Raw genomic sequence first — 20,276 nt, 5'->3', positions numbered from 1 at the left:
TCCCTATGCAAGCTGTGCCAAGGCCTGGCGGAAGGCCGGCGGCAGGTTGTCACCAAAGCGCACCCGGCCATCGGCCTGGGTGAAGATGCCGGTGCGGGCCAGCCATGCCTCGAACTCCGGCCCGGGCTTCAGGCCCAGGGTCTGGCGCGCGTACAGCGCGTCGTGGAACGAGGTGGTCTGGTAGTTGAGCATGATGTCGTCGGAGCCGGGGATGCCCATGATGAAGTTGATCCCGGCCACGCCCAGCAGGGTCAGCAGGGTGTCCATGTCGTCCTGGTCGGCTTCGGCGTGGTTGGTGTAGCAGATGTCGCAACCCATCGGCACTCCCAGCAGCTTGCCGCAGAAGTGGTCTTCGAGGCCGGCGCGGATGATCTGCTTGCCGTTGTACAGGTACTCCGGGCCGATAAAACCGACCACGGTGTTGACCAGGAACGGCTTGAAGTGGCGGGCCACGGCATAGGCGCGGGTTTCACAGGTCTGTTGGTCGACGCCGTGGTGGGCGTTGGCCGACAGCGCGCTGCCCTGGCCGGTTTCGAAGTACATCAAGTTCTGCCCGAGGGTGCCGCGTTTCAGCGAAAGGCCCGCTTCGTAGCCTTCCTGCAGCACGTTCAGGTTGATGCCGAACCCGGCGTTGGCCGCCTCGGTGCCGGCGATGGACTGGAACACCAGGTCCAGTGGCACGCCACGGTTGATCGCCTCGATCGAGGTGGTGACATGGGTCAGCACGCAGGCCTGGGTGGGGATGTCGTAGCGCTGGATGATGGCGTCGAGCATTTCCAGCAGGGCGCAGATCGAGGCGATGCTGTCGGTGGCCGGGTTGATGCCGATCATGGCGTCGCCGTTGCCGTAAAGCAGGCCGTCGAGAATGCTGGCGGCGATGCCGGCCGGCTCGTCGGTCGGGTGGTTGGGCTGCAGCCGGGTCGACAGGCGACCGCGCAGGCCCATGGTGCCACGGAACCGGGTGACCACGCGGATCTTCTGTGCCACCAGCACCAGGTCCTGCACGCGCATGATCTTCGACACCGCGGCGGCCATTTCCGGCGTCAGCCCGGGTGCCAGGTTGCGCAGGCTGTCCTCGTTGGCTTCTTCGCTCAGCAGCCAGTCGCGCAGGCCACCCACGGTCAGGTGGCTGACCGGGGCGAAGGCCTGGGCATCGTGGGTGTCGATGATCAGGCGCGTGACTTCATCATCTTCGTAAGGGATCAGCGCTTCGTTGAGGAAATGCGTCAGCGGGATATTGGCCAGGGCCATCTGCGCGGCGACCCGTTCGCCGTCGTTGCTGGCCGCGACGCCCGCCAGGTAGTCCCCCGAGCGGGCGGGGCTGGCCTTGGCCATCACTTCCTTGAGGCTGTCGAAGCGGTAGACCAGATGGCCGACCGTGTGTACGAAACTTGCCATACAGACTCTCCAGAGCCGCGGGTTGCCCCGCGGCGGGTGGCGGCGATCAGTGCAAGGCCTCTTCGGCCTTCTGGATCGCGGCGAATTCCTCTTCCGGTGTACCCGCGACCAGGTGGTGGCGGCTGTAGAAAGCAAAGTAGGCAATTAATACCGCATAGATCACTGCGGCGCCAATCACCACCCGTGGGTCGACCAGGAAACCGGCGACCACGGCGATGCAGGCCAGTACCAGTGCCAGGCCCGAGGTGAAGATGCCACCGGGGGTGCGGTATGGGCGCTCCATCTTCGGCCGGCGGATGCGCAGGGTGATGTGCGCGGCCATCATCAGCACGTACGACAGGGTAGCGCCGAACACCGCCACCAGGATCAGGAGGTCACCCTGGCCGGTCAGCGACAGGGCAAAGCCGATGATCCCGGGGATGATCAAGGCCAGTACCGGGGCCTTGCTCTTGTTGGTTTCCGACAGTTTGCGCGGCAGGTAGCCGGCGCGGGACAGGGCGAAGATCTGCCGGGAGTAGGCGTAGATGATCGAGAAGAAGCTGGCGATCAGCCCGGCCAGGCCGACCAGGTTGACGAAGCCGCCCATCCAGGTGCTGCCGCCGTAGGCTTTGGACAAGGCTTCTACCAGCGGGTTGCCGGACGCTTTCAGTGCTTCGGAGCCTGCGCCGCCCGGGCCGACCACCAGGATCAGCAGGGCGAAGGCCAGCAGCACCAGCATGGCGCCGATCAGGCCGCGTGGCAGGTCACGCTTGGGGTTCTTGGTTTCTTCGGCAGCCAGCGGCACGCCCTCTACGGCGAGGAAGAACCAGATGGCATAAGGGATGGCCGCCCACACGCCGACATAGCCGAACGGCAGGAAACTGCTGGCGCCCACTGCGTCCGTTTTGGCGATGTCGAACAGGTTGGCTGCATCAAAATGGGGCACCATGCTCACCAGGAACACGGCCAGGGCGATGGCGGCGATGGCGGTGATGATGAACATCAGCTTCAACGCCTCACCCACGCCAAAGATGTGGATGCCGATGAACACGATGTAGAACGCCAGGTAGATCATCCAGCCGCCGATGCCGAACAGTGACTGGCAGTAGGCGCCGATGAACACCGCGATGGCGGCGGGGGCGATGGCGTACTCGATGAGGATCGCCGTCCCGGTGAGGAAGCCGCCCCAGGGGCCGAAGGCGCTGCGGGCAAAGCCGTAGCCGCCGCCTGCGGTGGGGATCATCGACGACAGTTCGGCCAGCGAGAAGCACATGCACAGGTACATGGTGGCCATCAGCAGGGTGGCGAGGAACATGCCGCCCCAGCCGCCCTGGGCCAGGCCGAAGTTCCAGCCGGCATAGTCGCCGGAGATGACGTAGGCCACGCCCAGGCCGACCAGCAGGACCCAGCCGGCGGCGCCTTTTTTCAGTTCACGTTGCTGGAAGTAGTCCGAGCCGACTTTTTCGAAGTCGACGGAAGAGCCTGCCGGCGAGCCGGCGGAATGATCGCTTGGCATAGATTCACCTGTTGTTTTTCTTGGTGGCCGGACGGGTTCCGGGCCGATGGTGATGGGTACTGCAGGAAGCGAGCCAGAGCGGTTGGTGCACGGTTACCGCTCTGGGTTTGGTATATGCAGGCCTGGCCTCTTCGCGGGCTTGCCCGCTCCCACAGGGACTGCACAAGTTTCAAGGCCGGTGCAATACCTGTGGGAGCGGGCGAGCCCGCGAAGGCCGCGACGCGGTTTAGAAGAAGCCCAACGGATTGATGTCGTAGCTCACCAGCAGGTTCTTGGTCTGCTGATAGTGGTCGAGCATCATCTTGTGGGTCTCACGCCCGACCCCCGACTTCTTGTAGCCACCGAACGCGGCATGCGCCGGGTACAGGTGGTAGCAGTTGGTCCACACGCGGCCAGCCTTGATCCCACGGCCCATGCGGTAGGCACGGTTGATGTCGCGGGTCCACACGCCGGCACCCAGGCCGAACTCGGTGTCGTTGGCGATTGCCAGGGCTTCGGCTTCGTCCTTGAACGTGGTGACGCTGACCACCGGGCCGAAGATTTCTTCCTGGAACACACGCATCTTGTTGTTGCCCTTGAGCAGGGTCGGCTGGATGTAGTAACCGGTGGCCAGCGAGCCTTCCAGTTTCTCGACCTTGCCGCCGGTCAGCAACTCGGCGCCTTCCTTCTGGGCGATGTCGAGGTACGACAGGATCTTCTCGAACTGCTGTTGCGAGGCCTGGGCGCCGACCATGGTGTCGGTGTCCAGCGGGTCGCCGCGCTTGATCTGCAGCACCTTCTTCATCACCACTTCCATGAACTGCGGGTAGATCGACTCCTGTACCAGTGCCCGTGACGGGCAGGTGCATACCTCACCCTGGTTGAAGAACGCCAGCACCATGCCTTCGGCCGCCTTCTCGATGAAGCTTGGCTCGGCTTGCATGATGTCTTCGAAATACACGTTCGGCGACTTGCCGCCCAGTTCGACGGTGGACGGGATGATGTTCTCGGCGGCGCATTTCATGATGTGCGAGCCGACCGGGGTCGAGCCGGTGAAGGCGATCTTGGCGATGCGCTTGCTGGTGGCCAGTGCTTCACCGGCTTCGCGGCCAAAGCCTTGCACCACGTTGAGCACGCCTTTTGGCAGCAGGTCACCGATCACTTCCAGCAGCACGGTGATGCCCAGCGGGGTCTGTTCGGCCGGCTTGAGCACCACGCAGTTGCCGGCGGCCAGTGCCGGGGCAAGCTTCCAGGCGGCCATCAGGATCGGGAAGTTCCACGGGATGATCTGCCCGACCACGCCCAGTGGCTCATGGATGTGGTAGGCCACGGTGCCTTCGTTGATTTCCGCGGCGCCGCCTTCCTGGGCGCGGATGCAGCCAGCGAAGTAGCGGAAGTGGTCGACCGCCAGCGGAATGTCGGCATTGAGGGTTTCGCGGATCGGCTTGCCGTTGTCCCAGGTTTCGGTGATTGCCAGCAGTTCGAGGTTCTGCTCGATACGGTCGGCGATCTTCAGCAGAACGTTGGAGCGGTCCTGCACTGAGGTGCGGCCCCAGGCGTCGGCCGCAGCGTGGGCGGCATCCAGGGCTTTATCGATGTCTTCGGCAGTGGAGCGAGGGAATTCAGCGATCAGCTTGCCATTCACCGGGGAGGTATTTTCGAAGTACTGCCCCTTTACCGGAGGAACGAACTCACCACCGATGTAGTTGCCGTAGCGGCTCTTGAAGGAAACCTTCGCGCCTTCGGTACCGGGATGTGCGTAACGCATGGTGTGTCTCCTGGCTATTGTGTTTGTTAGGGAGTTGGAAAGCGTAGAGCAAAGGTTGGGCCAGCGTTTCGAGCACCAGGTAAATCAATGACTTGGCTCGGTTCTTTGGGCCTGGCCCACGGTCGCTGTGCCAGCGCCGGTACGCGCGGGGGTGACACTTTGTGCCATTTACGACACGTAACCGGAGGGTGCATTGCAAAGCCTTCCCGGGTGGAGGATGCTGGCGGGACTCTCTATCTGCGGAGAACTACAACAATGCAGAGCAATCATTTCAGTCGCCATGCCCAGCAAGTCCATACCGTCGCCCATGGTGGGGCCGGGGAGGGTGGCAGTGACCCGTCCATCGCCCGCTCCTGGCTGCGCTGCCTGGAGGACTACCACCTCGACCCGTCGGTGATCGAGGCCCCGGTGGTACTCGAGCATGGGCGCCTGCTGGAAAGCCGCGAGCGCCTGCGCCAGGTGCTGCAGATTGCCGACCATGAAATGAACAGCCTGCACCAGCAGCTTTCCGGTGCCGGCCATGCAGTGCTGCTGACCGATGCCCGTGGGGTGATCCTGAATTGTGTCAGCGCGCCGACCGAGCGGCGCAGCTTCGAGCGCGCCGGCCTGTGGCTGGGCGCTGACTGGAGCGAGGCGCGCGAGGGCACCAACGGCATCGGCACCTGCCTGGTCGAGCGCCAGGCGCTGACCATCCACCAGAACGAGCACTTTCGTGGCCGCCACACCGGCCTGACCTGCTCCGCCAGCCCGGTGTTCGACCCGCATGGCGAGCTGCTGGCAGTGCTGGATGTGTCTTCGGCGCGGCCCGACGTTTCCCGGCAGAGCCAGTTCCATACCATGGCCCTGGTCAACCTGTCGGCGAAGATGATCGAAAGCTGCTACTTCCTGCGCCATTTCGAACAGCAATGGCTGCTGCGTTTTCACCTGCAGGCCGAGTCGGTCGGCCTGTTCAGCGAAGGCCTGCTGGCGTTCGACGGTGACGGGCGCATCTGCGCCGCCAACCAGAGCGCGCTGAACCTGCTGGGCACGGTGCGTGGTGGCGTGCTGGGCAAGCCGCTGGAACGCTTTTTCGCTTGCAGCCACGACGAACTGTTCAGCCGCGCCACGCCCGGTGGCAGCACGGCCTGGCCGCTGCATACCCTGGACGGGCGCCAGGTGTTCGCCAGCCTGCGTGGCCAGGCGCGCGCACCGGTGTGGTCGGTGCCGGCCGCCCAGCCGCGACCCGCACGGGAAGTGGAACCGCTAATCTGCCTGCTCGACCCGGCCTTGCAGAACGACTTCCGCCGCAGCGTGCGGGTGTTCGAGCGCGATGTGCCGCTGTTGCTGCGCGGCGAGACCGGCTGTGGCAAGGAGGCCTTTGCCCAGGCCGTGCACCAGGCCAGCGAGCGGCGCGGCAAGCCGTTCGTTGCCATCAACTGTGCCTCGATCCCGGAGAGCCTGATCGAGAGCGAACTGTTCGGCTACCGCGGCGGCAGCTTTACCGGTGCGCGCAAGGAAGGCATGCGCGGCAAGCTGCTGCAGGCCGATGGCGGCACCTTGCTGCTGGACGAAATTGGCGACATGCCACTGGCCCTGCAAACCCGCCTGCTGCGCGTGCTGGAGGAGCGCCAGGTGGTGCCGATCGGTGGCGAGCCGCAGGCGGTCGACGTGCGCATTGTCAGCGCTACTCACCGTGACCTGCTGGAACGGGTAGAGCAGGGCAGTTTCCGCGAGGACCTGTATTACCGGCTGAATGGCCTGGAAGTGGCATTGCCTGCGGTGCGCGAGCGCAGTGACAAGGCGCAGTTGCTGGACTTTCTGCTGCGTCAGGAGGCACAGGGAGAACCGATCGATATCGAGCCCAGGGCGCGGCAGGCACTGCTCGACTTCGCCTGGCCGGGCAACGTGCGGCAGATGCGCAACGTGCTGCGTACCTTGGTGGCGCTTTGCGAAGACTCCCGGATCGTGTTCCCTGATCTCCCCGCCATTGTTCGCGAGGGCTTCGCCCTCGATCGCCGGCAAGCCAGCTCCCACCTCGATCGCGGTGGCTTCAGGCCATGTGCAATCCCTGTGGGAGCCGGCTTGCCGGCGATAGGGCCAGAGCAGGTAGCACAAGACAGTTGCTCCCTCAGGGTGAATGGGGCTTTCGAAGCTGGAGCTGTATCTGTGGGAGCTGGCTTGCCGGCGATAGGGCCTGCCGCGTTGGAGGATGCCGAGCGTCATGCGCTGCTGGCCACCCTGGAGGCAAAACACTGGCACCTCACCCGTGTCGCCGAGCACTTGGGCATCAGCCGCAATACCTTGTATCGAAAACTGCGCAAACACGGCATCACCAGGGCCGACTGAGCGAAACATCTGGTGCGATTTGTCGCGCCCTGGGCTACCCTGCCTCGATGTTTTGCGAGGTCGACCATGCATATTCACATTCTCGGTATTTGCGGCACTTTCATGGGCTCGCTGGCGGTGCTGGCCAAGGAACTTGGCCACCGCGTCACCGGCTCGGACGCCAACGTCTATCCCCCGATGAGCACCCAGCTCGAAGCCCAGGGCATCGAGCTGACCCAAGGCTATGACCCGGCCCAGCTGGACCCGGCGCCAGACCTGGTGGTCATCGGCAACGCCATGTCGCGTGGCAACCCGGCGGTGGAGTACGTGCTGAACAAGGGCCTGCCCTATGTTTCCGGCCCGCAGTGGCTGGCCGACCACGTGTTGCAGGGCCGCTGGGTGCTGGCCGTTGCCGGTACCCACGGCAAGACCACGACCAGCAGCATGCTGGCCTGGGTGCTAGAACATGCCGGCATGAGCCCGGGCTTCCTGATTGGCGGTGTGCCGCAGAACTTCTCGGTGTCGGCACGCCTGGGCGATACGCCGTTCTTCGTGGTCGAAGCCGACGAGTACGACAGCGCCTTCTTCGACAAGCGTTCGAAGTTCGTCCACTACCACCCGCGCACGGCGATCCTCAACAACCTTGAGTTCGACCATGCGGACATTTTCCCCGACCTGGCCTCGATCGAGCGGCAGTTCCACCACCTGGTGCGCACCATCCCCAGCGAAGGCCTGGTCATCCACCCCTCCACCGAGCTGGCGCTGGAACGGGTGATCGGCATGGGTTGCTGGACCCCGGTGCAGACCACCGGTGAAGGTGGCCAGTGGCAAGCCCGTCTGCTCAGCCCCGACGGCTCGCGCTTCGAAGTGCTGTTCGACGGCGAAGCGCAGGGCGTGGTGGACTGGGCGCTGACTGGCCAGCACAACGTCGCCAACGCCCTGGCTACCCTGGCAGCGGCGCGCCATGTAGGCGTGGTGCCAGCCATGGGTATCGAAGGCCTGAGCGCCTTCAAGAGCGTCAAGCGGCGTATGGAGAAGGTTGCCGAAGTGCAGGGCGTGACCATCTACGATGACTTCGCCCACCACCCGACCGCCATCGCCACCACCCTTGACGGCCTGCGCAAGCGCGTTGGCGAGGCCCCGGTGATCGCGGTGATCGAGCCACGCTCCAACTCGATGAAACTCGGTGCCCACCGTGATGGCTTGCCGGAAAGCGTCAACGACGCCGACCAGGTGATCTGGTACGCCCCGGCCAACCTTGGCTGGGACCTGGCTGCAACCGCCGCGCAATGCAAAGTGCCCAGCGTGGTGGCCGACAGCCTCGAAGCGATCATCGAGCGGGTCAAGGGCCAGGCTCGCCCAGGCACCCATGTGGTGATCATGAGCAACGGCGGCTTCGGCGGCCTGCACGGCAAGCTGGCCGAGGCACTCAAGTGAGCGGGCCGGAACGCATCACCCTGGCCATGACGGGCGCCTCTGGCGCCCAGTATGGCCTGCGCCTGCTCGACTGCCTGGTGCGTGAGGACCGCGAGGTGCACTTCCTGATCTCCAAGGCCGCGCAACTGGTGATGGCTACCGAGACGGACGTGGTGCTGCCGGCCAAGCCACAGGCGATGCAGGCCTTCCTCACTGAATATACCGGCGCTGCCGACGGGCAGATTCGCGTGTATGGCAAGGAAGACTGGATGTCGCCGGTGGCCTCGGGCTCCGGCGCCCCGGCGGCAATGGTCGTGGTGCCCTGTTCCACCGGCACGCTGTCGGCGATTGCCACCGGTGCCTGCAACAACCTGATCGAACGTGCTGCCGACGTTACCCTCAAGGAGCGTCGTCAGCTGATCCTGGTGCCGCGCGAAGCGCCGTTCTCCACCATCCACCTGGAGAACATGCTCAAACTGTCGCAGATGGGCGCGGTGATCCTGCCGGCGGCGCCGGGCTTTTATCACCAGCCGCAGACCATCGACGACCTGGTCGACTTCGTGGTGGCGCGCATTCTCAACCTGCTGAACATTCCCCAGGACATGTTGCCGCGCTGGGGTGAGCACCACTTCGGGGTGGATGATTGAAGCGAGCGCTGGCGGGTTTGCTGGCGCTGGTGCTGCTTGGTGGCTGCGCCACGGTGCGCACGCTGGATGCCAACAAGCCCGGGGCACCGGTGGTGTATGCCGGTACCCGGTTGGACTTGTATGTGATCAATGGCGGGTGCTGCCCGCTGGATCGTTACGGGGCTGATGCGCCGGCATATCCGGGGCTGGACCTGCCGGGGAGCATGTTGCTCGATACCTTGTTGCTGCCGTTGTCGCTGCTCACGGCAGCCGGTGTAGGCTTCCAGGCCACTGGTGGCCTGTAAGGGCCCTTTCGCGGGCACGCCCGCTCCTACAGGGATCACTGTACCTGTGGGAGCGGGCGTGCCCGCGAAGAGGCCATCACAAGTGAAGCCTAATTCTTGCCCAACCTGCGCAACTCATCCGACTCCACAATCCGCACCCCGTCCTCTTCCTCCAGCGCCAGCCGCCACAGCGCCCGGGCCAAGGTACAAGCCTCGATCCCCCGATACTTCCCAGGTATCAGCTTGGCAAACGGCGAAGCCAACTGTTCGCTGAGCCGCGGCTCGACCCGCTCGCCCAGCAGCAACGATGGCCGCACGATGGTCAGCTGCGGCCAATCCTGGGCCTTGAGTGCCTCTTCCATCTCGCCCTTGACCCGGTTGTAGAAAACCGACGATTTCGGGTCGGCGCCCAAGGCACTGACCACCAGCAGATGCCGTGCGCCCAACTCCCGGGCGCGCTTGCTGAACGCCACCACCATGTCCAGATCCACCGCGCGGAAGGCCGATTCGGAACCGGCCTGCTTCAGCGTGGTGCCCAGGCAGCAGTAGGCGATATCGACCCGCCCGGCCAGCTGTGGAAGGAACACCGCCGGGTCGCCTACCGGGTTTTCCAGGTGCGGGTGCTCGGCCAGTGGCCGGCGGGTTGGCGCCAGTACGCGGGTGATGGTGGGCTCGTTGAGCAGGCGGTCGAGCAGGTGTTCACCTGTCAGGCCCGTGGCACCGGCAAGCAGGACATGCTGAGGCGTCAAATACATGATGTCTCTCCCTTGTTACACACAAGCTTAGTGGCTGCCGGGCGTTTGCGCCTGTTCCCCCACGTTGGCCTGTGCGGCGTTACGCAATGCTTCTTCGGCCTGTTGCCGGCGCAGGTGCTGCCAGTGCTCAAGCACGTTTGGCGGCGCCCACAGCTGCGGTTCGGAGGCCTCGAAACCTTCCCTTTGTTCTCTTTCGGCAACGCTGGCGCGCGCCAGTTCAAACGCCTGTTTCAGGTCGTCGGTCTGGTTCAGCGCTTCGGCGAACAGGGCATCGCCGAAGTAGGTGAAATCGGCTTCTTCCGAGCAACCGAAGGACACGCGGTCGGCCCGGGCGGCGGTCATGATCACCGTGCGCTCGTCCTTGAGCGGGGCGATATAGCCCCCTGAATAGCACGCGGATATGACAATGACCTTGTCGCGGTCCTTCAGCGGTGCCAGGGCGCTGGCGAGTTCATCGGCGGACAGGTCGGCCAGCTGCAGGCGCGGCTGGTCGAACACCAGCTGGTGGTCGTGGCTGCCATGGCTGGTGAGGTAGATGAACACCAGGTCTTCGGGGCCGCTGCGCTCGGCCAGGGTGCGGGCGGCGCGGGTAAGGTTTTCACGCGTGGCCATGGGGCGGGTGGTCATGTGATCGCGGTGGTTGACCAAGGTCACCTGGCCACGGGCGCCAAAGCGCACCTTGAGCATGTTGCTGACGTAGTCGGCTTCGCGCATGAACACGCTCTGCTGGCCATCGCCGCCCACCACCAGGCTGTACAGCTGGACTGCTGGCGCCGACCGCGGTACCCGGGCCAGCGCTTCGTCCAGCAAACGGCCCTGGTTGAGCAGCGCCAGGTCCAGCGGGTCGGGCAACAGTTTGCCGTTCTGGTCCCGTACGCGCACGCCGTTGCTCCAGGTGCCGCTTTCGACCTTGCCGTTGGTCATGATCAGCCGGCCCTGGCCGTGGTAGGCATCGTTGAGGAAGCCACCGATGTACTTGCTGCCGTCGGCCAGTTGCAGGCTGCCCTGGCCCGACAGGCGCCAGTCGGCGAAGGTGCCCTTGTAGTGGCTGCCATCGCTGCCCAGCAGTTCGCCTTCGCCGACCAGCGAGCCGTCCTTGAATTCGCCGATCCACACATCACCATCGGCGTTTTCGTAGCGGCCACGGCCTTCCAGGCGGTTGTCCTTGAACTCACCGATGTACTGCTCGCCGTCGACGCTGTCGTAGGTGCCGCTGCCTTCCAGCTGGCCGTTGATGAAGTGGCCGCTGAACTGGTTGCCGCTGGCATCGCTGCGCACCCCGGCACCGTTGGGCTTGCCCTTGGCGAACAGGCCCTGGTAGCGGCTGCCGTCGGCCAGTTCCAGCTCGCCGGCGCCTTCGTACAGGTCGTCCTTGAACTGGCCGCGGTAGGTCTGGTCGGCTTGCTTGAGGGTGCCTTCGCCGTCGCGGCGGCCGTGGCTGAAGGTGCCGGCATAGTGGCTGCCCGGGGTATTCAGCTCACCCAGCCCCTGGAACAGCCCTGCGGCGAACTGGCCGCGGTACACCTCGCCGTTGCGGCCGTGCCATTCGCCCTGGCCGTGCCATTGGCCGTCCTTGAAGGTACCGGCGTACCAGCTGCCGTTGGGATAGTCGATCCGTCCCTCGCCTTGCAGCAGGCCATCGACCACCTGCCCCCGGTACCGCCCACCGTCAGGCAGGCGCGCATCCGGCGGGAGCAGCGATTCGCCATCGCCGCAGGCGGCGAGCAGCAGGACCAGGGTGACGGGGAGCAGTGAACGCATGGCGAGAACCGGGCAATAGGTCTGCCGAGTATGACGCAGAATGGGATCCTGAAACAGCGAAGGCATGTGCTGGCGCAGCTCTCGAGCCTGCACTGCATCCAAAAGCTGGCACGGAACCTGTGGGAGCGGGCGTGCCCGCGAACACCGGCGGAGCCGGTGCCATCCACCGAGTTGCCTGATTCGCGGGCACGCCCGCTCCCACAGGTTCCGCGGGGACTTTCAACTTTGCGTAATACCTGTGAGAGCAACTGTCTTGCTCAATTTCAAAAAGCTGGCGCGATCCCTGTGGGAGCGGGCGTGCCCGCGAACACCGGCGGAGCCGGTGCCATCCACCGAGTTGCCTGCTTCGCGGGCACGCCCGCTCCCACAGGTTCCGTGTTGCCTTTGAGGTGCAATCAGCGCACGCCTGGCGAAACGATGATCTTCACGTTCTCCTCCTTGTTGTTGACCAACTCCTCGAAGCCCAGCTCGACAATCTGCTCCAGCCCGATCCGCCCGGTCACCAGCGGGCGAATGTCCAGCCTGCCGTCAGCGATGAAGGCAATCACATCGGCAAACTCGCCGTTGTACGCCAACGCTCCCAGCACCTGCTTTTCGGTGGACACCAGTTCGAAGAAGTTGAATTCGCTAGGCTCCTCGAATATCCCCACCAACACGCACTTGCCCGCCTTGCGGATGGTGTCGATAGCCAGCTTGGCCGTGTGCTTGTTGCCGATGCATTCAAAACTCACATCCGCCCCCAGCCCGGCAGTCAGCTTGCGAATTTCCGCCAGGGCGTCGCACTGGCTGGGGTCCAGCACCACGCTGGCGCCAACCTCTTTGGCCTTGGCCTTGCGTGCCGAGGACATTTCCAGGGCGATCACCTGCGCCGCGCCTGCCGCCTTGGCACACATGATGGTGCACAAACCGATAGTGCCGGCTCCAACTACCACCACCGTTTGGCCAAGCAGACTGCCGGCCTTCTTTACCGCATGCATGCCCACCGCCAGCGGTTCGATCAGCGCCCCGGCCTCTGCCGGGAAACCCTGCGGCAGCCGGTACAGCAGGTTGGCGGGCACGTTGACCAGTTCGGCAAAGGCGCCGTTGTTCATCAGGCCGGTGAAGGCCAGCCGCTCGCAGATGTTGTACAGGCCGTGGGTGCAGTAGTAGCAGGTGCCGCAATGCTGGCAGGCGTCCGCAGCCACCGGGTCACCGACGGCAAAACCTTCCACGCCTTCACCCAGCTTGGCGATCTGGCCGCAGAATTCGTGGCCGAGGATGCACTGGCCCTGGATGCCGGTCAGCGGGTGTGGTGCCTCCACCGGGATGAACACCGGGCCGGCGACGTATTCGTGCAGGTCGGAGCCGCAGATGCCGCACCAGTCCACCTTGATCTGTACCCAGCCGGGCGCAGGGTCGGCCGGCAGGGGCACCTGTTCGACGCGAATATCATTGCGGCCATGCCAGACGGCGGCACGCATGTGGGTGTGGCTCAGGTCATTCATTGTTGTTCTCCAGGCTCACGGAAAGGGCTTAGTGCTTGCGCAGGAACGCGAGCAGTTGCTGGTTGACCTGTTCGGCCGCCTCCATCTGCACCATGTGCCCAGCCTCGGGCAGCACCAGCACTTCAGCCTCCAGCCCTTCGGCATGGCTGGCCGGGATGATCGCGTCCTTGCCGCCCCACACCACCTGTGCCGGGTGCTGCCCCAGCACCCCGCGCAGGTCGTGGCGCTGCCGGTCGCCGTCGGCGATGGCCGATGCCAACAGGCGCAACGCGTCGTCCACCCCTTCCAGGCGCTTGAACTTGAGCATGTCCTCCAGCATCTGCCGGGTGACCAGTGCCGGGTCGGCAAACAGCTGCACCATCTGCGGCTTGAGGGCATTGCGGTTGGCGGCAGCGACGAAGCCTTGCAGGTACTGCCCGTTGATCGCCTCGCCCAGCCCGGCACTGGCCACCAGGCTCAGGCTGGCCACCCGCTGCGGCGCCAGGCGCGCCACGTTCAGGCTGACCGCGCCGCCCATGGAGTGGCCGGCCAGGTGGGCCTTGGCGATGTCCAGGTGGTCGAGCAGGGCCAGCACGGTTTCGCTCAACTCATCCAGGTCGCCCCGTTGCAGGGCCTTGGCCGACTCGCCATGGCCCGGCAGGTCGAGGGCGATCACCCGTCGCTCGGCAGCCAGCGCCGGGTGGTTGAACAGCCAGTTGTTGAGGTCGCCGCCAAAACCGTGCACCAACACCAGTGGCGTGCCGCCTTCGCCCAGCTCGAACCAGCGCAGCAGGCGGCCGCCCACTTGCGCCTTCTGCGGGGCCGGCCCCTGGGCCTGGTCGGCGCCACCCTCGGCGACGAACTCGGCCTGGAAGCGCTGCACCACGGCATCGATTTCAGCCTCTTCGGCTTCGCCTTCCACCACCACCGCCAGCAGGGCACCGACCGGCAGGGTTTCATCAGGCCTGGCCACCTGGCGGCGCAACACACCGCTGAACGGGGCTTCGACGCTGCTGCTGATCTTGTCGGTCTCGACGTCCAGCACCTCGTCGCCCTTGTTGATTTCGTCACCTTCCTGTTTCAGCCAGGTATCCACCCGGCCCTCGGTCATCGACAGGCCCCACTTGGGCATGGTCAGGGTATGGATCTGGCTCATGCGGCACTCCTTGCGGCTTCGATCACTTTGCGTACCGCAGCCTCGATCTTCGCCGCGTCAGGGATGTACAGGTCTTCCAGTGCATCGGAGAACGGCACAGGAGTATGCGGGGCGGTGACCATTTCGATCGGGCCCCTGAGCGCGCCGAAGGCCTTCTGTGCCACCAGCGCGCTGATGTCGGTGGCCATGGAGCAACGCGGGTTGGCTTCGTCGATCACCACCAGGCGGCCGGTCTTTTCCACGCTTTCCAGGATGCTGTCCTCGTCCAGCGGGCTGGTGGTGCGCAGGTCCAGCACCTCGCAGTCGATACCCTGGCGGGCCAGGTTGTTGGCTGCTTCCAGCGCCACATGCACCATGCGGCCATAGGTGACCAGGGTCACGTCGTCACCATCGCGCAGGAAGTTGGCTTCGCCGAACGGCACGGTGTAGACCTCTTCCGGTACCTCGCCTTGCATGCTGTACAGCAGCTTGTGCTCGCAGAAGATCACCGGGTCGTTGTCTCGGATCGCCTGTATCAACAGGCCCTTGGCATCGTACGGCGAGGACGGGCAGACCACCTTCAGGCCGGGAATGTGCGTCCACAGCGAGGTGAGCATCTGCGAGTGCTGGGCTGCCGCGCGCAGGCCGGCGCCGTACATGGTGCGCATCACCAGCGGGGTGACCGCCTTGCCGCCGAACATGTAGCGGAACTTGGCGGCCTGGTTGAGGATCTGGTCCAGGCAGCAGCCGGCGAAGTCGACGAACATCAGCTCGCACACCGGGCGCAGGCCCTGGGTGGCAGCACCGACGGCGGCGCCGACGTAGCCGATTTCCGACAGCGGCGCGTCGAGCACGCGCCCCGGGAACTGATGGTAAAGGCCCTTGGTCACGCCCAGCACGCCACCCCAGGCATCATCTTCGCCGGGGGCACCGGCGCCGCCGGCAACGTCTTCGCCAATGATGAACACCGTGTTGTCGCGGCGCATTTCCTGGGCCAGGGCTTCGTTGATGGCCTGCTGGTAACTGATCTTTCTTGCCATGGTGATTCTCCTGTTGTTCTTGTAATCCGCAGCTCAGGGGTAGGCGACGTAGACGTCGGTGAGCAGGTCGGCGGGCTGTGGCTTGGGATCGGACTTGGCGCGGCGCACGGCGTCTTCGATCAGGTCCTCGACGCGAGCGTCGATGGCGTCCAGTTGCGCAGCCGTGAGCAGGCCGGCGCGGGTGGTCTTGTTGCGGAACTGCATGAGGCAGTCGCGGGATTCGCGCAGGTTCTTCACTTCGTCCGGGGCGCGGTAGGTTTGTGCATCGCCTTCGAAATGGCCGTAGTAGCGGCTGAGCTTGACCTCGATCAGCGATGGGCCTTGCCCGGAGCGTGCACGTTCGATGGCAGCACCGGCGGCCTCGTACACGGCAAAGAAGTCGAAACCGTCGATGGTGACACCGGGCATGCCGAACCCGGCGGCGCGGTCGGCGATATGGTCGCATGCAACCGACCAGGTCGAGGCGGTGGCTTCGGCGTAGCCGTTGTTCTCGGCCACGAAGATGCACGGCAGGTTCATGATCGAGGCCATGTTCATGGCTTCGAACACGGCGCCTTCGTTGGAAGCGCCATCGCCGAAGAAGGCCACCGACACATCGTCGCTGCCCTTGATCTTGGCCGCCAGCCCGGCCCCGGCCACCAGCGGTGCACCGGCACCGACGATGCCGTTGGCGCCGAGCATGCCTTTTTCCAGGTCGGCGATATGCATCGAACCGCCCTTGCCACCGCACACGCCGGTCTTCTTGCCGTAGATCTCGGCCATCATGCCGTACACGTCCACCCCCTTGGCGATGCAGTGGCCATGACCGCGGTGGGTCGAGGCGATGCAGTCGCTGTCGCGCAGGTGGGCCATCACCCCGGCCGCGGAAGCCTCTTCGCCGGCATACAGGTGGACGAAGCCGGGGATCTCGCCGGTGGCGAACTCCACGTGCAGGCGTTCTTCGAAGGCGCGGATGGTGCGCATCACTTCATAGGCGTGTAGCAATTGTTCGGTACTGAGTTGATTGGACATCTTGTTGTTCTCCAGGGTTGTCTCAACACGGGTTTGCAGGGTGCAACCGGTGGCCGCGCGGTACGGCCAGCAGGTGATGGCGGGCGGCATGCGCCAGCACGGCCTCGACATCCACGCTCAACGGGCCTTGGTGATCGAGGGTGATGGTTGGGGTGTCGTGCTCGGCGAATTCGATTTCGCGCTCGCCGTCCAATGCCAGGGTGCCGCTGGCCAGGCTCAGGCGATGGGCTACGCCGGGCGTCAGCGGGCCGCTGGCGGTGATGCCGCAGCCTTGCAGCAGGCCGGGTGCCAGCGGCGCCAGCAGCGCCTGCTCGGCGCCGGGGTTCAGGCGTACCCAGGCGCCGTGCGGGTCCTGGCGCGAGACTGGGCACCACAGGCCGCACAGGGCCGAGAGGCCAATGGCATGGGGTTCAGCGAAACAGGCGAAGACTTCACAAAGGTCCTCGCTGCGGCTCAGTGCCCGAGCGCCGATGAAACGCTGGGGCGACACCGCCACCTCCACCAGGGCCCATTCGGCAAGCTGTTGTTCGGGCACCTTAACCAGCAGGCGCTTGTTGCGGCGCAGGCCGATGCTGGCCGGTACCCGGCCGCTGGCAAGCAGGCCACCGGCCAGGCCGGCGCTGGTGGCCTCGCGCAGTTCGGGGAAGGCATTGTTGGTGCCGGTGGACAAGGTCAGCAGCGGTACGTCACCGGCCTCGGCAGCGACTGCCTTGTGGGTGCCGTCGCCGCCAAGCACGGCGATCATCGCCACACCGCGTTCGACCATGCGGCGGGTGGCCAGGCGGGTATCGGCAACGGTCTGGGTCAGTGGCAGGTCGAGTATTTTGATGGCAGGCCAGTGCTGGTCACGGGCGACCGGGCCCTGGCTGGCCTTGAGCACGGCGGCGGCAATGCCGGTCATGTCACTGGGTAGCAGCACCTGACCGATGCCGGTGGCACCGAAGGCGGCCAGCAGGCGCTGGATCGCCGAAGCCTTGTCGGTGCTCGAATAGAGCCCGGCGTTGGCGGTCAGGCGGCGCAGGTCGCGGCCAGAGGCAGGGTTGGCAATGATCCCGATGGTCGGGGCGGGTAGCGGCATGGCGCACCTCGTATTTTTTGTTTGCCAGGGCAGGAGCAAGCGCGGTGCCAGCTTTTTTTAGATTGGCTGAAGTGGCTGCAATAGAGCGGTTTGCTTGCGCTTCGGCAGGGGCTGATGGTTTGGCTGGCGAGACGCCCGGTGCCAGTGCGGGGCCGACGTTGCCGAGACGCTGAGACGCTGCGTCTCAAGCCGACCGGTAATCACGCAGTGCTTGTCGGGGCATGCCCGGAAGCGCTTAATGGCCGGACAACGATAAAAACAGCAACGAGAACCGGAGGGCCTGAATGCTTGCCGCGAACTCCCGAGCCCATGTCGACTGCGTCAGCAGGGTGCTGAAGAATGCCGACCGCCTGCCGCAGGCGCCGGTGCCACCGCTGATTCTCGATTCATGGCGCCGTTCCATGGAGCTGTACCGCCTCGACCCCGGGTCCCAGCAGGGGCCGCGCATCCTGTCCCAAAGCCTGCTCAACGAATGCCGCGAGCGCGCCGAACTGTTCCTGCGTATCGCCAGCGATGCCGTGGCCCGCCTGCATGAGCGGGTGCGCGGTGCCGACTACTGTGTGCTGCTCACCGATGCCTTGGGGCGCACCATCGATTACCGGGTCGAGTCGGCCATCCGCAACGACTGCCGCAAGGCCGGGCTTTACCTGGGCACCTGCTGGTCGGAGGGCGAGGAGGGCACCTGCGGTGTGGCGGCGGTGTTGACCAGCAAGGCGCCGGTCACGGTGCACAAGCGCGACCACTTCCGCGCTGCGTTCATTGGCCTGACCTGTACGGCGGCACCGGTGTTCGACCCGTTGGGCGAGTTGCTGGGCGTGGTGGATGTCTCGGCCTTGCAGTCGCCGGACGACCGCCGCAGCCAGCACCTGATCCGCCAACTGGTCGAGCAGACTGCCCGCGAGATCGAAAATGCCTTCTTCATGCACAGTGCCCAGGGCCATTGGGTGATGCGTGCCCATGGCACGCCGGGTTATGTGGAAAGCCAGCCCGACTACCTGCTGGCCTGGGATGGCGATGGCCGCCTGCAGGCGATCAACAGCCTGGCGCGCCAGCGGCTGGTGGAGCACCTGGGGCGTTTGCCCGAGCACATTGGCGAGCTGTTCGACATGGACCAGCTGCGCCGCGTGAACGCATCGTCTGCCCAGCGCCTGCCGGGCCTGGGTGGGCTGTACGGCCGGGTCAGCGCACCCCGCCAGCGCCAGCGTGCGCAGCCGTTGCGCCAGGCCCAGGACGCCCGCATCGAGCAGCATTTGCGCCTGGCCACGCGGGTCAAGGACTGCAACCTGGCGGTGCTTGTGCAAGGCGAGACGGGGGCCGGCAAAGAGGTATTCGCTCGCCAGCTGCATCAGCAAAGCCTGCGTCGCAATGGCCCGTTCGTCACCCTGAACTGCGCGGCCATTCCGGAAAGCCTGATCGAGAGCGAGCTGTTCGGCTATGTGGCCGGGGCCTTCACCGGGGCTTCCAGCAAAGGCATGCAGGGGCTGTTGCAGCAGGCCGATGGCGGCACGCTGTTCCTCGACGAAATCGGCGACATGCCGCTGAACCTGCAAACCCGGTTGCTGCGCGTGCTGGCCGAGGGTGAAGTGGCACCGCTGGGCGCGGCGCGGCGGGAGCGGGTGGATATCCAGGTGATTTGTGCGACCCACCGCGATTTGGCGGCGATGGTGGAGGATGGGCGTTTTCGTGAGGACCTGTACTTCCGCCTGGCCAATGCCCGCTTCGAGTTGCCGCCGCTGCGCGAGCGTGAGGACCGCTTGGGGTTGATTCACCAGTTGCTGGCCGAGGAAGCCGAGGCCTGCGGGGTCGAGGTGGTGTTGGCGGATGATGCGCTACAGGCGCTGCTGGTTTACCGCTGGCCGGGGAATTTGCGCCAGTTGCGGCAGGTGTTGCGCTATGCCTGTGCGGTGAGCGAGGGCGGGCGGGTGCAGGTGCAGGACCTGCCGCAGGAAGTACGCGGCGAGGTGGTCGCTTCGGCAGAAAGCAGCATGTCTTGTCCGGCCCGGCAGTTGCTGCTGGATGCGCTGATCCGCCATCGCTGGAAGCCGGCCGATGCGGCGCGGGCTTTGGGAATATCGCGGGCGACCTTGTACCGGCGGGTGCATGAGCACCACATCGAGATGCCGCGGATGAAGGGGTAGGGCCCGGGGGCTGCTTTGCAGCCCAATCGCCGGCAAGCCAGCTCCCACCTCGACCGCATAGACCTCAAGCCGTGTGCAATCCCTGTGGGAGCTGGCTTGCCGGCGATGAGGCCCTGACAGGCAATAAAAAACCCCGGAACGAGTCCGGGGTTTTCAGTACATCACACTACGCGATCACTCCTGGCTCCCACCTCGACCGCATAGACCTCAAGCCGTGTGCAATCCCTGTGGGAGCTGGCTTGCCGGCGATGAGGCCCTGACAGGCAATAAAAAACCCCGGAACGAGTCCGGGGTTTTCAGTACATCACACTACGCGATCACTCCTGGCTCCCACCTCGACCGCATAGACCTCAAGCCGTGTGCAATCCCTGTGGGAGCTGGCTTGCCGGCGATGAGGCCCTGACAGGCAATAAAAAACCCCGGAACGAGTCCGGGGTTTTCAGTACATCACACTACGCGATCACTCCTGGCTCCCACCTCGACCGCATAGACCTCAAGCCGTGTGCAATCCCTGTGGGAGCTGGCTTGATCTGGTCAAGTAATTTTGGACACCGGTTAAGGTTTATGCCGCTGCCCTCAGTTTTTCCTCCATGGCTACCGGGGTCTCGTATCCGTTGTAGCTGTG

15 protein-coding genes are annotated in these 20,276 nt (G+C 65.1%); 5 read left to right on the top strand and 10 right to left on the bottom strand.

Annotation, left to right across the window (positions count from 1 at the left end; genetic code table 11):
- Positions 1-3: 3 nt before the first annotated feature.
- From CAG44_RS25635 to CAG44_RS25625, 3 genes are all read right to left on the bottom strand, one after another.
- Positions 4-1,398, bottom strand: a complete 1,395-nt coding sequence (locus tag CAG44_RS25635; RefSeq protein ID WP_025337549.1) for an ethanolamine ammonia-lyase subunit EutB — start codon at positions 1,396-1,398, stop codon at positions 4-6.
- A 46-nt stretch (positions 1,399-1,444) separates the two neighbouring features.
- Positions 1,445-2,893 (bottom strand): ethanolamine permease, encoded by a 1,449-nt coding sequence (gene eat / locus CAG44_RS25630; RefSeq protein ID WP_013970695.1) that lies wholly within the window; start codon positions 2,891-2,893, stop codon positions 1,445-1,447.
- 226 nt (positions 2,894-3,119) lie between these two features.
- Positions 3,120-4,640: an aldehyde dehydrogenase family protein gene (locus CAG44_RS25625; RefSeq protein ID WP_025337551.1), complete on the bottom strand. Its 1,521-nt coding sequence runs from the start codon at positions 4,638-4,640 to the stop codon at positions 3,120-3,122.
- 255 nt (positions 4,641-4,895) lie between these two features.
- Here CAG44_RS25625 and CAG44_RS25620 point away from each other — a divergent pair, with 255 nt between their 5' ends.
- From CAG44_RS25620 to CAG44_RS25605, 4 genes are all read left to right on the top strand, one after another.
- On the top strand, positions 4,896-6,965 hold the full coding sequence (locus tag CAG44_RS25620; protein WP_085693257.1) for a sigma-54-dependent Fis family transcriptional regulator: 2,070 nt from the start codon (positions 4,896-4,898) through the stop codon (positions 6,963-6,965).
- Positions 6,966-7,031: 66 nt separating this feature from the next.
- Positions 7,032-8,381 (top strand): UDP-N-acetylmuramate:L-alanyl-gamma-D-glutamyl-meso-diaminopimelate ligase, encoded by a 1,350-nt coding sequence (gene mpl / locus CAG44_RS25615; RefSeq protein ID WP_085693254.1) that lies wholly within the window; start codon positions 7,032-7,034, stop codon positions 8,379-8,381.
- Entirely contained in the window at positions 8,378-9,007 is a 630-nt protein-coding gene (gene ubiX, locus CAG44_RS25610; RefSeq protein WP_013970698.1) for a flavin prenyltransferase UbiX, read from the top strand. Before mpl ends, ubiX begins: the two co-directional genes overlap by 4 nt.
- A complete protein-coding gene (locus CAG44_RS25605) occupies positions 9,004-9,291 on the top strand; it encodes a YceK/YidQ family lipoprotein (protein WP_046615986.1) in 288 nt (95 codons plus the stop codon). The genes ubiX and CAG44_RS25605 overlap by 4 nt, the downstream gene beginning before the upstream one ends.
- Before the next feature lie 89 nt (positions 9,292-9,380).
- On the opposite strand, the gene CAG44_RS25600 is transcribed toward CAG44_RS25605, so the two are convergent.
- The 7 genes from CAG44_RS25600 to CAG44_RS25565 all read right to left on the bottom strand — a co-directional run bounded on the left by CAG44_RS25600 (position 9,381) and on the right by CAG44_RS25565 (position 17,513).
- Positions 9,381-10,025 (bottom strand): oxidoreductase, encoded by a 645-nt coding sequence (locus CAG44_RS25600; RefSeq protein ID WP_085665404.1) that lies wholly within the window; start codon positions 10,023-10,025, stop codon positions 9,381-9,383.
- A 27-nt stretch (positions 10,026-10,052) separates the two neighbouring features.
- On the bottom strand, positions 10,053-11,786 hold the full coding sequence (locus CAG44_RS25595) for a C13 family peptidase (protein ID WP_085693252.1): 1,734 nt from the start codon (positions 11,784-11,786) through the stop codon (positions 10,053-10,055).
- Between the two features lie 395 nt (positions 11,787-12,181).
- Complete coding sequence (locus tag CAG44_RS25585) at positions 12,182-13,246, bottom strand: 2,3-butanediol dehydrogenase (protein ID WP_230386520.1); 1,065 nt, start codon at positions 13,244-13,246, stop codon at positions 12,182-12,184.
- A gap of 52 nt (positions 13,247-13,298) precedes the next feature.
- Positions 13,299-14,405, bottom strand: a complete 1,107-nt coding sequence (locus CAG44_RS25580; RefSeq protein WP_085693248.1) for an acetoin dehydrogenase dihydrolipoyllysine-residue acetyltransferase subunit — start codon at positions 14,403-14,405, stop codon at positions 13,299-13,301.
- A complete protein-coding gene (locus CAG44_RS25575) occupies positions 14,402-15,424 on the bottom strand; it encodes an alpha-ketoacid dehydrogenase subunit beta (RefSeq protein ID WP_085693246.1) in 1,023 nt (340 codons plus the stop codon). Before CAG44_RS25575 ends, CAG44_RS25580 begins: the two co-directional genes overlap by 4 nt.
- Positions 15,425-15,457: 33 nt before the next feature.
- Positions 15,458-16,435 (bottom strand): thiamine pyrophosphate-dependent dehydrogenase E1 component subunit alpha, encoded by a 978-nt coding sequence (locus CAG44_RS25570; RefSeq protein ID WP_085592049.1) that lies wholly within the window; start codon positions 16,433-16,435, stop codon positions 15,458-15,460.
- 22 nt (positions 16,436-16,457) lie between these two features.
- Positions 16,458-17,513, bottom strand: coding sequence for an ATP-NAD kinase family protein (locus CAG44_RS25565; protein WP_085591936.1), 1,056 nt, complete (start codon positions 17,511-17,513; stop codon positions 16,458-16,460).
- A 284-nt stretch (positions 17,514-17,797) separates the two neighbouring features.
- On the opposite strand from CAG44_RS25565, the gene CAG44_RS25560 reads away from it, so the two are divergent.
- Positions 17,798-19,651: a sigma-54-dependent Fis family transcriptional regulator gene (locus CAG44_RS25560; RefSeq protein ID WP_085693244.1), complete on the top strand. Its 1,854-nt coding sequence runs from the start codon at positions 17,798-17,800 to the stop codon at positions 19,649-19,651.
- Positions 19,652-20,276: the final 625 nt, after the last annotated feature.

The sequence above is a fragment of the Pseudomonas sp. B13(2017) genome (assembly GCF_002113245.1).
Classification (GTDB): domain Bacteria; phylum Pseudomonadota; class Gammaproteobacteria; order Pseudomonadales; family Pseudomonadaceae; genus Aquipseudomonas; species Aquipseudomonas putida_Z.
Note: the sequence above shows the minus strand (reverse complement) of the source record. Positions and strands in the feature narration are given on the sequence as shown.